Here is a 13,782-nt window from a genome sequence, read left to right as displayed (position 1 = left end):
GAGCGCGGCAAGCTGCTCGTTGATCGTCGCTCGGTCCAGCGTGCCGGGCACCAGTTGCTTGATCAGCTCCGGATCAAGGTTCAGCCCTCGACCGGGCTCAATCGTCGTTTCTTCTTTTCGTTTGCGAGGCATATCGGCTCCTTTGCCGAGAGTTTATGCCTCACACACAAGAAACCGGATAGGCTCATAGGAACACGTCCGTCTCCGCCGTTGTTGTGCGCGACCGCTTCCAATGCTGCGTTATCCGCACTTTCAGCAAGGACACGATTGCCGACAGCGGTGCTGGCGTATGCATCGATCATTCCAGCGCGAAGGGCGCTTATTGCATCCGGCTGGTCTTTGAACAGGACAATCTGGCGATCGAGCACGCCCGCCGACTTCGCGGACTCAAACTGCACTTGTCCAGCAATGATTCCAAGCCGCGCATCGCTCCGCGCCGCTACTGCCTCGTAACTCGTAAGCACCTTCGGATTACCGCGATGAAGCAGGAATCCATCGCCTATCGACCAGACCGGTACACTGAACGCAACACGTTCTGCACGTTCGGGTGTCACGAACAATGGCACGTTCATGTCCCAGCGGCCTTCCTGTACACCGGGCAAAAGTTCGTCGAACGAGGTCAGGTGATGATGTATGGTGGGTACACCGGTCGCCCGAAGCACTACGTCGGCTAATTCGATGTCCGCGCCCATCGCAGCTTGATCTCGACCGGTCCAGCCGAAAGGCGGTTCCTCGATGTATGCGATTGTGACTTTCATCGTTGCGCTCAATGTTTTGGGGCGGCCGTCCCGGCCACCCGCTTGAAGGTTAACTGGATGCATCTTCCAGTGATCGCCCTTTCGTCGACGGCCCGACGATCGCGACGACCGTTGCCGCGCTCAGCAGGACCACATCGCTGATCACGAACACGAACAGCTTGCCTTTCAGTACAGCGAACACGCCAAAGACGAGCAGCAGGATAATGGCGCCCGCTCGCCCCCATGCCGAGGCGAGCCCCATTCCGGTTGCGCGGATCTCGGTCGGATAGAGCTCTGGCGTATAGCTGTAGATCGCGGTGGAACCTAACGCTAGACAGAAAGCCATTAGCCCGCCAAAGGTCATCAACTCGGTCGAGGTCGTTGAGAGGCCGAAAAGCGTTCCAAAGATCGCTGTGCCGATGAACGCGATTACCGCCGTCGGCTTGCGGTCGAGCCAATCGACGATATAGCCGCCCAGCACGTAGCCGGGAATGACTGACGCGTAAATTGCGATCGAAAACTGGAAAGATTTGACGATAGTGAAGCCTTCCATCGCAAGCAGCGTCGGCACAAACGTCATGAACGTATAGAGCACGCCATATTCCGCGAACCATGCGAGCCACATCATCAAGGTCAGCTTCAGGTAACGCGGGCCCAGCAGATCGCGAGCCGTGTAGGTGCGGGCTGGCGTAGCCTGCGCGGCGGGCTTCGCGGACGCAACGTTCGTCGTGCCGGCGTTCAGCTTTCGCCCGACGCGCTGCTCGATCGACGCAAGCGCCGCTTCGGCTTCGGCCGCGCGCCCGTTGCGAAGCAGCCAGCGCGGCGATTCCGGCAAGCCGGAACGCATCAAACCGACGGCAATCGCAAAAGGCAGCGTCAAAAACAATGCGGGGCGCCATCCCAAGCTCGGAATGATGTTAAGCGCCCAAATGGGGGAGAACGCGATGCCGAGTGCAAAAAAGCCCATCATCCAGCCGCCAAGCTTGCCGCGCACGCGCGTCGGCCACAGTTCCGCCAGATAAGGCGGAACGATCGAGCTTTCCGCGCCGACGAACAGCCAGGTGAAGAAGTTCAGCGCAGCGAAACTCCATATGTCGTTGACCAAACCGCGCGACGCGGAGAACAGCGAATACAGCATGAGTGTCAGCATGATCATGCGCTTGCGTCCGTATCGGTCCGCGGCGAATCCGGCCACTGCCGAGCCGACCAGGTACCCGGCTAGCCCGATTGCGGAGACGACACCGATCGTCGCGGCGCTGAAGCCCCACAACGGACGTAAAGTTGCGAGCACGAAGCCCGTGATCACCGTGTCGAGGGTATCGAAGAACAGCGACAACGCCGCGACGATCAGCACGATGAAGTGGAATCGCGATACAGGCAATTGGTCAAGACGGGTCGCGATCTGCTGCTGCGTGAGCAGCGACGGATGCCTCACCGCCGTATCGGTGGCAAACGTTGCGGCGGGTGACGGCTGCGTCGGCTGGGCCGACGAAGAAGGTGTGGTCATCATGCTGGCCTCTTGAGCGCTGGCTTCGCGCCTGCGCATAGGACTGTTTATCGGTTCACTGCGCTCAGGCGGCACCAATGCCGGGATGGAACTGCCCATATCCAGGCTTGCCGACGATCTCGCCGTGGTCCATCACCGTGCTGCCGCGCACGATGGTGTAGACCGGCATGCCTTTGGTTGTCACGCCTTCCCACGCGGTATAGCCCGCTCGGGTGTGCATATCGGCGGCCCGGAAGGTGTTTTCCGCTTTCATATCGACGATGGTGAAGTCGGCATCCGCCCCCACCTGAATGCGTCCTTTCTTCGGGTACTGCCCGAAGCGTTTCGCTGGCGCTTCGGCACAGAGCTTCGCCACGTCCCGCAGATCCAGCTTTCCTTGATTGACGGCGTTGAGCACGAGCGGAATGAATTCCTGCGCGCCCGTCACGCCGAGCGGAACGGAAAAGGCGTCTTGCCATCCCGGCGTGATTTCTGCGAGCGTATGAGGCGCGTGCTCGCCGACCAGCATGTCCGCCGTGCCGTCCCGCACGGACTGCCAGTTTTCTTCGGGCGCATAGGCCCATGCATAGGTGCCGGGCCCGACTTTCTCGGCCTGCTCGCGCGTCATGAACAGCGTCGCGGATTCCATCTCGCCCGAGATATCGACGCCCTGGCTTTTCGCAAAGCGCACGAGATCGTTCGCGGCCGGCGGCATCACTCCCATGTGCAGCACATGCAGGCGCACGCCTGTCAGGCGTGCGTAGTACGTCGAGGCCGCGAGTCCGGCCGCCATGCCGTGGCCATACATGTAGCCGCGCTCGTAGGCTTCCATGTAGTCGAGATTGCTCGTTTTGCCTGCGTTGATGTAGTCGCGGAACGTCAGGCGTTTGCACCATTCGCTGTCGTCGTGATGCACCGCGCAAAGCAGGCCGGTATCGGCAACGGCTTCATAAAGCTCGTGCAGGATGCCGTGATCGACCACGCCCAGCTCGGAGATGTACGGGTACACCTCCTTCACGTGGCGCGTATTGAACACCTTGATTCCGATCGCGCCGGCCTTCGCGAGCGCGTCCACCGTCTTGGGATACAGGCCCCCGCCGTACAACGCGTAGTCCACGAGCGCTTTTGGCGCGATCGTCGAGCGCTTCAGCTCGAACGATTCGAGCGTCGTCGGATGCGGATCGTTATTCGTCATGTCGATGCAGAACGTGATCCCACCGGCCGCCGCCGCGGTGGTGCCTGATCTGAAGTCTTCCTTGTATGTGTGTCCGGGCTCGCGGAAATGGCAGTGGACATGCCAGAGCCCCGGCAGCACGTCGAGCCCCTTCGCGTCGATCACCTTCGCGGCAGCGGGCAGGCTGCCCGCAACGGTAAGCCCCACTATCTTTCCGTTCGCCACGCACACGTTCTGCTGTGTGCTGCCTTCCGGCGTATGCACCGTCCCATTTGCGATCACCAGATCGACCTGTTGACTCATTCCGCTCTCCGCATGAAAAATACACTGTAAATACACGCAGGATTTTTGGTGTATAAAATGTTTGTGTCAAGCGGGGGCTTTCGCTAAACTCATGGGCAGACAGTCATGGTCTTTCATTGATGAACAGAAAGAAGTCGCCTGCCGTCGAGCAGGCCAAAGCAGTCAAGGGATCGGGCGCGAGCAAGGCGTATCACCTGCTGCGCAGTCGTATCGTGTCTCTGGAGATGCCGCCTGGTGAGGACATCGACGAGCAAGCGCTGGTGGAGGAATTCGGGATTTCCCGCACCCCGCTCAGGGAGGCAATGATCCGGCTCGCGGCCGAGGGGCTGATCTCGCTGCTGCCCAACCGCGGCGCACGGGTCGCGTCGATGGACATCCCACAATTGCAGGAACACCTGGAGGCGTTCGAACTGGCGCAGCGCGCCACGACGCGTCTCGCCGCGCTAAGGCGTTCCACGGCTGATCTAAAGCGTATCGAGGATCTAGTCGGGGCGTTCGAGGAGGCCCACGCGAACAACGATGTGAACGGCATGATCGACGGAAACTGGGAACTGCATCTCGCAATCGGCAATGCGTGCGGCAATCGCGTCCTCGCCAAGATCTACGCGAATCTGCTGACAGAAAATCTTCGCGTCGCCCGTCTCGCGATGAGCTACGAGACTTTCCCGACCGCCGGAGCCAGGCGCTCGCATCTGGACAACATACTGAGAGAACACCGGGACATTCTCGATGCGATCAGAAATCAGGATGCGGATCGTGCCGAAGACCTCGCGTGCTCGCATACCGGCCTTGCACGCAAACGGGTTACCGAATACATCTCGCAGAGCGCGGTGGGCGGCCTCTCAATCAGTCCTCGTTCAACGCGCGCTCTCAACGGAACGCTCAACGATGTGTGAAGTGTGTGCAGTTTTTGGAGTCGCCCAGCACTGGACCGACTCGGCTGACCCGATGGGTTTGCACAACGTAGCGGCCGGCATTCTTGAAAACCGCGCTGAACGCGCGAAGCGATTGCAGCTGATCAACCGCATCCTGCGGCCGGCCGGCCTCGCCGCGAGCGACTGGGATGGCGAGTCTTTCAGCGTCGAAGACACACAAGGGCGCCGCCAGATCGCACCCGATCTCTCTGCTCTCTGGCGCGTCGCTGAAAAGCTCGGCAAGGTTCACATCGACCCTCTTGACGCGGGCTTCTTGCCTGCCACTTCACCATGGTCAGACTCGTACCGCGCCTAGAACTGAATGTCGTGACCGGCTTCCTCGGCAGCGGCAAGACGACACTGCTGAAGCGCTATCTGCAGCAGCAGGCTGTCGGTTCAACGCTCGTCATCATCAACGAATTCGGCCGCGAATCCATTGACGACCGCATTACGCTTCATCTGAAGTCCGAGATCGAAACAATCGCCGACGGGTGTCTATGCTGCACGGTGCTCGGTCAGTTGCAGCAGACGCTGCTGCACATCCTGACGCGGCGCGCGCGCGGGGAGCTGCCTGAACTGCAGCGGATCATCGTCGAGACCAGCGGACTGGCCGATCCGACGCCTATCCTGGGCACGGTTCTGTCGGACGAAAATCTCCACGAGTACATCAAGATCGGCCCGTGCGTGACAGCATTCGACGCGCTCGAAGGCCTCCAGACGCTCAAAGAGTTCGCCGAAGCCGCTCCGCAAGTCGCTGCCGCAGATCGAGTGATCGTGACCAAGACCGACATTGCAGATAGCGCGGACATCGAAACATTGATGACGGCGATCCGCGACGTCAATCCAGCATGCGATGTCACGCTGAATGACGTGCCGGGCACAATCTTCGCACCCGTCGAAAGTGTCAGAATCGTCAACAGCCCGCTTCGCGCGGCGAACACACCCGTGCATTTACACACTGGCTCGGTGCGCAGCTTTTCCACCGTGCTCGACCGCTCAGTCGATTGGGCGACGTTTTCCGTGTGGCTCACCGCGCTGCTCAATCGACACGGTGACCATATCCTGCGATTCAAGTCTGTAGTGGCTGTGCGTTCCGCAGGTAAGCTGGTGGTTCAGGGCGTGCGGCATCGTGTGTATCCGCCGTCCCACTTGCCTGCCGAAGACAATGAAGACAACGTTTCGCGGCTCGTCTTCATTTCCAACGGCATCAACGACCAAAAAATTCTCGACTCCCTCAAGCGCTTTACTGCAGGAACGTCCACGTTCAACGGGCTTCCTGGCTCAGCTTTGTAGCCGTATCAACGGCAACGTCTTAGTAGCCAAACATTCGGACAGAAAGGTCCAATTTAACAACTAAATCATTAGGTTAGGGCGAGATGTGGCGGATTTTTTGCGAATCCCGGCCGCCCCTCTGATTGGATCGCGTACCGCGCGTGGTCGATCAGTGAATCTCTTCGAAGCGCTGAACCTGCACGCCATCCACTTCGATGAGTTCGAAGAACACCGATTTCGGTCGGCACCAGATCGAACCGTTCGCCGCCCGATACACGATGATCGGTGTCATGTCGGCTTCCATCGTCGCTTCGCAGACGAGTTCGTAGATACCGCCTTTATAGTGCCGATAACGGACCGTCATATCCCTTCCCTTTCGTTGTCGTTCGCGTGCGTTTCACCGCCGTGCAAGGCGGTGAAACCGCGATATCGTACCCGAGCGCGGGAGGGGCGCGGACGACTCGGGGCAGAGAGGGCTCAATCTTGCCGCACGACCGACGATCGCTTCGTCCGCTCCTGAGCGTGAGTATCGTTGCGCGCCGAGATCTTTTGGCGCATCACGCCCGCGCTGTCGGCTGGCGCGTCATCGTCCCGATGGGGCGAGACGCCATCGTCGTTCCGAGTGGTCCAAAGGTGCCGGAATTGTTCGCGCTCGCGCTCCTCGGCGAAAACCGCCGTCGATGGCTTCAGCAGGTCGTAACGCGAGACGATGCCGAGGAGCCGGTACGTCTTCTCGTCTTCCACCACTGGAACGCGGTCGAGCCCTTTCACGGCCAACCGAGCGGCGACGTTTCGGCACGTTTCTCCCGGCAAGGCGACGTCCGGCACGGCCGCCCCGAACAGGGCCCCCACCGGCGCGCGTGCGTCCTCGACGGACGCGCGATCGAGCAGCGCCCGATCGACGATGCCGACGAGCGAACCCGAGCGCACCACGGGATACGCCCGAAATTTCTGCCGCGCGCCGAAATAATCCCGCAGGACGTCTGCCACGGGCGTTTTTGCATCGATCGTCGAAACGGTCCGCGTCATCACCTCTTCGACGTAATGCCGTTCGAGCGGATCGATGCTGTACTCGCGATAGATGTGATACCCGCGACGCGCGATCTTCTCCGTAAGAATCGAGCGGCGCATGAGCAGCACGGTGAAACCGTACGCGACCGCGGCTGCGGCAAGCAAGGGCAGCAATGCGTTCGCATCGCCCGTCAACTCGAAGGCGAACACGGCCGCCATGATCGGCGCGCGCATCATGCCGCCTAACGCAGCCGCCATGAAGATGAGCGGCCAAACCGCCGGGTCGCCGCCTGGCATGTAAGGTCCCACGATCGCGCCCACCCCTGCGCCCATCATGAGCAGCGGGGCCAAGACGCCCCCCGAGGTACCCGACGCCAGCGCGATGACCCAGATGATCGCCTTCACGACGATGATCCAAACGACGGCATGCAACACGAGGTGGCCTTGCAGCAAATCTCCGATCACGTCGTACCCGACACCGAGCGCCCGCGGCTGAAAATAGCCGCCGATACCGACGGCGATCGCGCCCAGCGCCGGCCACCACATCCAGTGGATCGGCAGTTTGCCGAACGCGTCTTCAACCTTGTAGAGCGAGGTAGACAGCCCCCACGACAGTGCCCCCGCCACCAGCCCCGCAATCGCGGACGAGACGATCCCGATCGGCCCGAGCGGGATCGTGTGCAACGGAAACAACGGGCCGGAACCGAGCAGCAGCGGCCGGGTAAATCCCGCCACGGCGCAAGCGATTGCCACGGGCAACAAGCTGCGCGGCCGCAACTCGAACAGCAGCAGCTCGATGGCGAGCAGCACCGCCGCAACCGGCGTGCCGAAGACGGCCGTCATGCCGGCCACCGCACCGGCCACGAGCAACGCCTTGCGTTCCGCACTCGATAGATGGAAGAACTGCGCGATGAGCGAGCCGATCGCACCGCCGGTCATGATGATCGGCCCCTCTGCCCCGAACGGGCCGCCACTTCCGATGGCAATGGCCGAGGCCAGCGGCTTGAGGATCGCCACCTTCGGCGACATCTTGCTTTTTCCGAACAGGATCGCTTCGATGGCCTCGGGTATGCCATGGCCGCGCACCTGCTCGGAACCGAAACGCGCGATCAGGCCGACGAGCAGGCCGCCGATCACGGGAATGGCGATCACGACGAGCCCCAGCGTGTTCAGTGCCGGCGAGCGATTCGACGCCGACATCTGCTGGAAAAAGAATAGGTTGTTGAACAGACGAATCAGGTGCAGCAAAAAATCGGCGGCGACCGTGCTCAATGCGCCGCCGGCGGCAGCGATCGCGCTGATGCGCAGGAGCCGGACATCCGTTGCGAAATCGCCCTTGTGGTCGCTCATGAACATCCTTTTTCGAGTGGCCGAACCCGCTCCGGCCGATGGCGCTATATATATCACAATGTGATGCAATCCGCGCGATCCGCCTCGATCGGTCTGCCCCCAAACGCCGAGCCCGCCCGCTCACGAGCGCTTTCGGTCAGATCGGCCGCGCCGCATGCGACTGAGCGCCGGCAGCGGCCAGCACTTCTACCGCAAGTTGGTCGATTTCAATCGACAGCGCCTCGTACCGCATTCGCCCCAGCGTGCAGTCGAACACCGCCTCCAGGCGAACAAAAAATTCGACGGCGTCGCGTGGCCCGATCGCTAGCCTCCCGGTCTGCAACAAAGCATCGACGTCGTCGCCCGTGGTATCGCTAGCGATCTTAGCGATCGAATGGCGGACATACTCCAATGAAAACGGCATGCTCCCTCCAGCGTTGGTTTCACTCATGACTGCCTTTCCTTATGGTCCGCGTCAAACGCTCGCACCGCGGCAACGTAGTCGATTTCGGCGATGTCGAAACGCCCGCGCGCCTGCGCAACACGCGATAGTTCGCGCTCGATGCGAGCCTCCGTATGCGGCGTGACACCACGCGGCACCCAATCGATCTGATCGATCATCCGTTTGCGCAGAGACTGCGGCAATCGATCGGCATAGCGAGCAAGCAAGTACTCTTTGCAGCGCTTAAACGCTCGAGCTTCGCCAGCGACCTCGCCAGCCACTTCGGCGGCGTTGTCGGCATCGATGACCTTTGCCGGTGCATGCCTCAGCGCGAGTTCGCGCAACGCGGCATGCATCGGCGCATTCGATCCGCGGATCAGTTCGTTCAGTGGTACGGAAATGTCGCGACGATGCATGAGACTGGCGCAAAGCCGCTCGCCCGCGATCGGCGATAGCGCTTCGTGCGCCATCCTTTGCAGCGTTTCGCGTGGCCATGCTGCCGACAACAACAACCCAAGCTGGCTGGCCACGGCGTAAGCGGACGCCCATCGATTGCCGCTTTGCGCGGGCTCATGCAGCCGGTCGGCGGCAACAACGAAGGCGCGCCAAGCGACGTCGAAGCCAGCGCAGTAAGCGTCGCCCACTGCTTGGTGCACCGCTTCGTCGAGACAGAGCGCCGCCAAACAAGTCGCAAACGGCAACGCGTAGACAGTCGTCCGCTGCAGCGACAAATCCACTGTTTCGCGGTAACCGGCCAGGGCACGGAAGATTTCCTGCCAATGCGCGGCGCCGAATCGTGCATACGCGTCGGCTACTTCACTATTCGGCACATAGGAAAAATCGTAAGCGCAGTCGAACAGCACGCGAAACCGGATCAAGAGACGCGGCAGATCGTCAGCGCACCAGCGATGCCCCCGGGTACTGCGAACACGTAGATACAAGGTCCACGTGCCGAGATTGCACACGCGATTCGGCGTTACTACCCAGCCCGGATCCCACTCGCCAATCCGCCGCGCAAGCGCCTCGAAAACGAGTAACCTGCCCACGCCGTCCGCGGGCGCATCGGGCAGTTCGGCGAACTCGACGGTCAACACATCGGCCGTAAAAACGAAGCTCGCCTTATGAACGACGATGGGCAGCGAAATTTCGAGCGCTGCTCGGTTAAGCCGCAACAGACGCGAACGTGTATCGCCGAAGCCGTCGGCGATAGCAAGCAATGCACGTAATCCGCTCGGCAGTTCGGGCCCAGGCGCGACACGAAAATGCGCGAGCATCCATTGATGCAACACGTTATGCAGTTGGTGCGCATTGCCCAGCGGCAATTCCCCGGGAGCCATACCGCCGGCTATCGGCATCAGCGCCTGCCAACGGAGGAAATCGTCGCCCAAGCGCGCCGCCCCACTTTCGTCGAGTTCAAGCAGGAAGTCCTCCGGCATTGCATCGTTTCGAACCGTCTCGATCCAGCCAAGGAACGATGCCAGCGCTTCATCATCGACGGCCGATATGATTTGAGCGCGGGCGAATGCGATCCAGCCCGCCAGCAGGCTCAAATAGCGATCGTATGCTGCCCGATCGCGCCGCTCGACTACGTCGGCCAGGACTGCCTTGAGCACCTGATCGTAGGTATCGACCAAGTCGATCCGACACAAGCCGCTCAATGTACGCAGGTGGGCAGACTGCAACTGAGCTTCGAGGGTACGCGCAGCCGCGAGCAGCGCGCCAGACTCCGCGACACCAGCCATTGCACCCGCGCTGCGGAAACGCTGCAGCGGGACAAGAAAGGCCGAATAAGCGGCAAAGGCTTGCGGCCTGCGCAGCAGCCTGCCGAGCGCGAGCGGAGCGGCAGCACCAGAGCGTGCCGCAAGCAAAAGATCCTTGGGCGCTATGCCTGCCTCGAGTGCACGCACAAGCTCCCGCACTATTTCGACGCGCTCCTCGTCGTCGTAAATCGGTAGCTCTTCGGTGGCGCCGAGCACATCCAGAATCCCGTTCAACCAGGACGGCGCGCTCACCGACTCGCACGACGCAAGCGCGGCTCGAGCGAGCGGCAGCGACGCCGCAGCGGGTAGCCGAGCGGCCCAACGCTCCGCTGCGAGGAGTTGCAAGGCCAGCCTGCAATCGTCGCGATCGGCCAGGAGGGCAGCAAGGCGGGGGGCCTGCTCGACCAAACGGAACAAGCTGGCCGCCGGATCGATGCAGGCCTGTACCGCGCGGACATAAAATTCGGCTTCCGGAGGCGCGCTCCATCCGGCGCGCAGCGCTTGCCGCTCGATACGCGCCAGCGCCCGCCCAAACAAGCTCGGGCTGCGAACGGTATCGCCGACGCGCAGCCATAGATCCCGGGCAGGCCAAACACTGCGGCGCTCGATCCGTTTTCGCGATGGGCCGATTGCCGCCGGCAAGCTCGCCAGGAGACCCGCAATCGCCTCAGCAGAAGTCGCGCGAAAATCGGCCACCGAAGCTAGCGCTGCTGGAACGGAAGATTCGTCGTCGAAGACGAATTGGACGTCGGGTGGGAAATCGATGCGATCCTCGGCCTCGGTATCCAGAGCAATCTGCACGGTAGGACTACCGAACCAGGCTTGCGTGCCCGTTGCGTCTACCACCGCATGAGGCGCGGCGGGCAGTTGACTCAACTCGGCGCGCAGAACCGGCAAGCCCTGCTGGCGGAACATAATGCCGGCGTGCTCGCTCGCCACGCCAATCTCCACGAACACCGCCACCACTTCGGCGCGGGCCATGAGCGGCAACTCGAGATAGCGGCTCCACGCGTCACCGAGTGTCGCCGCCGCAATAAAACGACCGCGAACAGCCTGCTTCGCCGCGATGATCGGCGCTACCGCCACCGTTTGCATTCGGCGCGTCAGCTCGGCGCGAATCGGCTCCATCAAACGCAAGACGCGCCGTTCGAGTTCATAACCCGGTGCGGGCCGGACTTGGAGCAGCCACATTTTGCCGATTCGAACCCGGCACAACGCAGTGCCTCGCCAAAGCGGCGCGGCAAGCGCCGGCCAATGGTAGGCCTCGGAGTTGGGGCGCGATCCGGGTGTCTGCGCGGCCGCAAAACCGAAACCGAAGGCAATCTGGCCGCGAATCGCATCGTTGCCTGCCAAGGTGAGCCCGGTTGCGGAGACGAGTCCCGCATCAGTCTGCAAGGCCCATTCGGTGTCCAATGCATCGCAGCCGAAATACCGATGCAGTTTGCCGATCGTGTCGAAGAGCCGGGCGCAATCGGCGGCTGACAGATAAGGGGTTTCGTCCGCGGTATTCCCCTGCGGTCCGCTGTCGATCAGAGGCTGCACAAAAGCCGCGATCGGCTGCGGCCGATAGGTCGAAGCAACCAGCCGTTGCTGCTCGACCGCCTGCGGTGCGAAGCCACTGAAAGTCACCGCGGCGACGGCATCGACCAATGCTTCACTGCTTCTGCAAACGACACTGGCATAGCCGCCAGCGTTCGCGAAGGTCTCGCTATCTTCCATCCCCGCGCTGCGCACAATCCAGGGCGCCGGTCCACAGGACTCCGTCACCGAGATGGAAAGCGCCGGGTACTGCTGCGCCAGACGTCTGGCATACGCCGCTTGGGCAACACGGGTAGCGAGTGTCCCTTTGTGCCGCTCCAAAAGCGCGACAGCGCCATCCGCCAGCAGAGGAAATAGCGGCGGCACCAGTTCGGCGAATTCCGGGCACCGGGAAAGTTGCTGCAATCGTTCAAGTTTGGCAGTCATACGGGGAGCCTTTTCAGAGCCTGGGAATGGCCAACTCCATGGTGAAAACGGGCGACACCACGAGCGTACGGAAGGCACCGCATGCTAAAGAGGTCGACGCGAGTTCTGCCGTGAATGCTTCCTTTTAGGACCGATTGACGCCGATGCGCGATGTCGCACGGATGCGAGGAATCTCGGGAACGCGCCGCATCGCTGGCGTTGTTATTGTGCAACGCCGCATCACGCTATTGCCGGAGAGAGCGACCCTTTCCGCAATTTTTTGTGCATCGCACTAGCTTTTGGCTAGGGAAAACCCTAGAATGCGAACTAAGGGATAACCCTGAACCGCATTCAACCGGAGTCGCCATGAGCCTCGTTTTCGCCCTCGCACAAAAGATCAGCGATTTCTTCGCTTCGCCGCACCTCCCGCTCGATTCCGACTATTCGTTTGAAGCGCGCCACCGCGAAGCCGAACGCATTCGCCTTTCGCAAGCCACGGTGTTCGGCATTCGCCTCATCGATTAATCTGCGCGGAGCCGGGAGCGTCGGCCGCCGTCGGGCCGCGAAGCGTCAGCGCGTGTCGCGGCTGCGTTTTCGCGCCGGACGCCGCAGCTTGCCCGGGAGCATCACATCGCCTCTTTCGCCCCTGAGCGGATCAACCACCAGTTCACGGGGTAGCTAGTCGCGAAGCCAGCCAGCATCGCCATCTGCATGGCGAACCAGAATTCGGGGCTCGCGACCTTCGCGATGCCTCCGTAGGTCGGCGCGAACCATAAAAACTGGATCACCGCCATCAATCCGTACATGCCCACTTGCCACGCGGCGATCGAGGCGAAGTCGGCCTTGAGCGCGGCCACGATCCCTTGCCATGGCGAGAGTTCGCGCATCGGTTTGATTGTGAAATACTGAAAAACCACGCCGAGCAAAAACGCGACGATGAAGTCGGCGATCCATACCGCGAACGTCTTCTGCGCGAATACCGTGTGCCATCCGAGCCCCACCGCGATAGCCGGGAAAACGAAGGCCGCCCATTCGGCAATGATGTCGCCGAGCGTACACCCTGCTCCGCAGTGGCTGGTTCCCTTCAGCACCATGGCCGGAAACGGTTGCTCGCCACCGTTTCGGTTTCCATTTCCCTTGCCGTTCATCGCATTGCGCCCCCACGCGCGATACGCCGCGAACCATAGAACGCTCCCGAACAGCGCGGTCAGCGGCCAAACAAGGTTCATGATCCACATTTTCTGTGGATGCCGGAACTCATCGGCCGTGATTGCAGCGGCGCATACGGCGCCGAGTGCGATCGATGCGATCGAAAGGCCGTGCAGCCAGTGGGGAAAGCTCGTTTCGGTCATCACCCCATCCTCTAACAGCGAGAGTCGGATCGCTCCGGCGAAGCCGCCGGGCCACCGC

The 13,782-nt window shown here is 61.6% G+C and carries 12 protein-coding genes and 1 pseudogene; 4 read left to right on the top strand and 9 right to left on the bottom strand.

All coding sequences use genetic code 11. The features are described from left to right. From ACTHN9_RS16175 to ACTHN9_RS16160, 4 genes and pseudogenes are all read right to left on the bottom strand, one after another. Positions 1-132 (bottom strand): annotated as a pseudogene (locus ACTHN9_RS16175) (IS256 family transposase); the annotation flags it as partial. Continuing rightward, positions 81-758, bottom strand: a complete 678-nt coding sequence (locus tag ACTHN9_RS16170) for a transporter substrate-binding domain-containing protein (RefSeq protein ID WP_440537787.1) — start codon at positions 756-758, stop codon at positions 81-83. The pseudogene ACTHN9_RS16175 and the gene ACTHN9_RS16170, both read right to left, overlap by 52 nt. Before the next feature lie 49 nt (positions 759-807). Continuing rightward, complete coding sequence (locus tag ACTHN9_RS16165; protein ID WP_440537786.1) at positions 808-2,247, bottom strand: MFS transporter; 1,440 nt, start codon at positions 2,245-2,247, stop codon at positions 808-810. A 61-nt stretch (positions 2,248-2,308) separates the two neighbouring features. Beyond that, complete coding sequence (locus tag ACTHN9_RS16160; RefSeq protein ID WP_440537785.1) at positions 2,309-3,700, bottom strand: dihydroorotase; 1,392 nt, start codon at positions 3,698-3,700, stop codon at positions 2,309-2,311. A gap of 119 nt (positions 3,701-3,819) precedes the next feature. Here ACTHN9_RS16160 and ACTHN9_RS16155 point away from each other — a divergent pair, with 119 nt between their 5' ends. Genes ACTHN9_RS16155 through ACTHN9_RS16145 form a run of 3 tightly spaced genes read left to right on the top strand, consistent with a single transcriptional unit; the run spans position 3,820 to position 5,907 of the window. Beyond that, positions 3,820-4,596, top strand: a complete 777-nt coding sequence (locus ACTHN9_RS16155) for a GntR family transcriptional regulator (protein WP_440537784.1) — start codon at positions 3,820-3,822, stop codon at positions 4,594-4,596. Positions 4,597-4,648: 52 nt separating this feature from the next. After that, the gene (locus ACTHN9_RS16150; RefSeq protein WP_281003982.1) at positions 4,649-4,930 is read left to right on the top strand and encodes a hypothetical protein; all 282 of its coding nucleotides are present in this window, start codon (positions 4,649-4,651) and stop codon (positions 4,928-4,930) included. 11 nt (positions 4,931-4,941) lie between these two features. Further along, positions 4,942-5,907, top strand: coding sequence for a CobW family GTP-binding protein (locus ACTHN9_RS16145; RefSeq protein ID WP_440537783.1), 966 nt, complete (start codon positions 4,942-4,944; stop codon positions 5,905-5,907). Positions 5,908-6,055: 148 nt separating this feature from the next. On the opposite strand, the gene ACTHN9_RS16140 is transcribed toward ACTHN9_RS16145, so the two are convergent. The 4 genes from ACTHN9_RS16140 to ACTHN9_RS16125 all read right to left on the bottom strand — a co-directional run bounded on the left by ACTHN9_RS16140 (position 6,056) and on the right by ACTHN9_RS16125 (position 12,393). After that, positions 6,056-6,250: a DUF1653 domain-containing protein gene (locus ACTHN9_RS16140; RefSeq protein ID WP_440537782.1), complete on the bottom strand. Its 195-nt coding sequence runs from the start codon at positions 6,248-6,250 to the stop codon at positions 6,056-6,058. A 113-nt stretch (positions 6,251-6,363) separates the two neighbouring features. After that, a complete protein-coding gene (locus ACTHN9_RS16135; RefSeq protein ID WP_440537781.1) occupies positions 6,364-8,247 on the bottom strand; it encodes a chloride channel protein in 1,884 nt (627 codons plus the stop codon). 136 nt (positions 8,248-8,383) lie between these two features. Next, positions 8,384-8,677 carry a DUF6137 domain-containing protein gene (locus tag ACTHN9_RS16130; RefSeq protein ID WP_440537780.1) on the bottom strand — a complete coding sequence of 98 codons (294 nt, stop codon included), beginning with the start codon at positions 8,675-8,677 and terminating at the stop codon, positions 8,384-8,386. Next, positions 8,674-12,393 (bottom strand): hypothetical protein, encoded by a 3,720-nt coding sequence (locus ACTHN9_RS16125; protein WP_440537779.1) that lies wholly within the window; start codon positions 12,391-12,393, stop codon positions 8,674-8,676. The genes ACTHN9_RS16130 and ACTHN9_RS16125 overlap by 4 nt, the downstream gene beginning before the upstream one ends. Before the next feature lie 345 nt (positions 12,394-12,738). Between ACTHN9_RS16125 and ACTHN9_RS16120 the strand changes: the two genes are divergently transcribed. Then, a complete protein-coding gene (locus tag ACTHN9_RS16120; protein ID WP_440537778.1) occupies positions 12,739-12,897 on the top strand; it encodes a hypothetical protein in 159 nt (52 codons plus the stop codon). A gap of 101 nt (positions 12,898-12,998) precedes the next feature. Here the strand turns inward: ACTHN9_RS16120 and ACTHN9_RS16115 are convergent, their stop codons facing one another. After that, positions 12,999-13,724, bottom strand: a complete 726-nt coding sequence (locus tag ACTHN9_RS16115) for a DUF4396 domain-containing protein (RefSeq protein WP_440537777.1) — start codon at positions 13,722-13,724, stop codon at positions 12,999-13,001. Positions 13,725-13,782: the final 58 nt, after the last annotated feature.

This window comes from Trinickia sp. (genome assembly GCF_051953405.1).
Taxonomy (GTDB): domain Bacteria; phylum Pseudomonadota; class Gammaproteobacteria; order Burkholderiales; family Burkholderiaceae; genus Trinickia.
The sequence above is the reverse complement of the archived record's forward strand: the minus strand, read 5'-3'. Positions and strand labels throughout refer to the sequence as shown.

What these genes read in the sequence shown, in the direction of transcription:
- ACTHN9_RS16170 (WP_440537787.1), bottom strand. Translation starts at nt 758, where the DNA reads ATGAAAGTCACAATCGCATACATCGAGGAACCGCCTTTCGGCTGGACC.
- ACTHN9_RS16165 (WP_440537786.1), bottom strand. Translation starts at nt 2,247, where the DNA reads ATGATGACCACACCTTCTTCGTCGGCCCAGCCGACGCAGCCGTCACCC.
- ACTHN9_RS16160 (WP_440537785.1), bottom strand. Translation starts at nt 3,700, where the DNA reads ATGAGTCAACAGGTCGATCTGGTGATCGCAAATGGGACGGTGCATACG.
- ACTHN9_RS16155 (WP_440537784.1), top strand. Translation starts at nt 3,820, where the DNA reads ATGAACAGAAAGAAGTCGCCTGCCGTCGAGCAGGCCAAAGCAGTCAAG.
- ACTHN9_RS16150 (WP_281003982.1), top strand. Translation starts at nt 4,649, where the DNA reads ATGGGTTTGCACAACGTAGCGGCCGGCATTCTTGAAAACCGCGCTGAA.
- ACTHN9_RS16140 (WP_440537782.1), bottom strand. Translation starts at nt 6,250, where the DNA reads ATGACGGTCCGTTATCGGCACTATAAAGGCGGTATCTACGAACTCGTC.
- ACTHN9_RS16135 (WP_440537781.1), bottom strand. Translation starts at nt 8,247, where the DNA reads ATGAGCGACCACAAGGGCGATTTCGCAACGGATGTCCGGCTCCTGCGC.
- ACTHN9_RS16130 (WP_440537780.1), bottom strand. Translation starts at nt 8,677, where the DNA reads ATGAGTGAAACCAACGCTGGAGGGAGCATGCCGTTTTCATTGGAGTAT.
- ACTHN9_RS16125 (WP_440537779.1), bottom strand. Translation starts at nt 12,393, where the DNA reads ATGACTGCCAAACTTGAACGATTGCAGCAACTTTCCCGGTGCCCGGAA.
- ACTHN9_RS16120 (WP_440537778.1), top strand. Translation starts at nt 12,739, where the DNA reads ATGAGCCTCGTTTTCGCCCTCGCACAAAAGATCAGCGATTTCTTCGCT.
- ACTHN9_RS16115 (WP_440537777.1), bottom strand. Translation starts at nt 13,724, where the DNA reads ATGACCGAAACGAGCTTTCCCCACTGGCTGCACGGCCTTTCGATCGCA.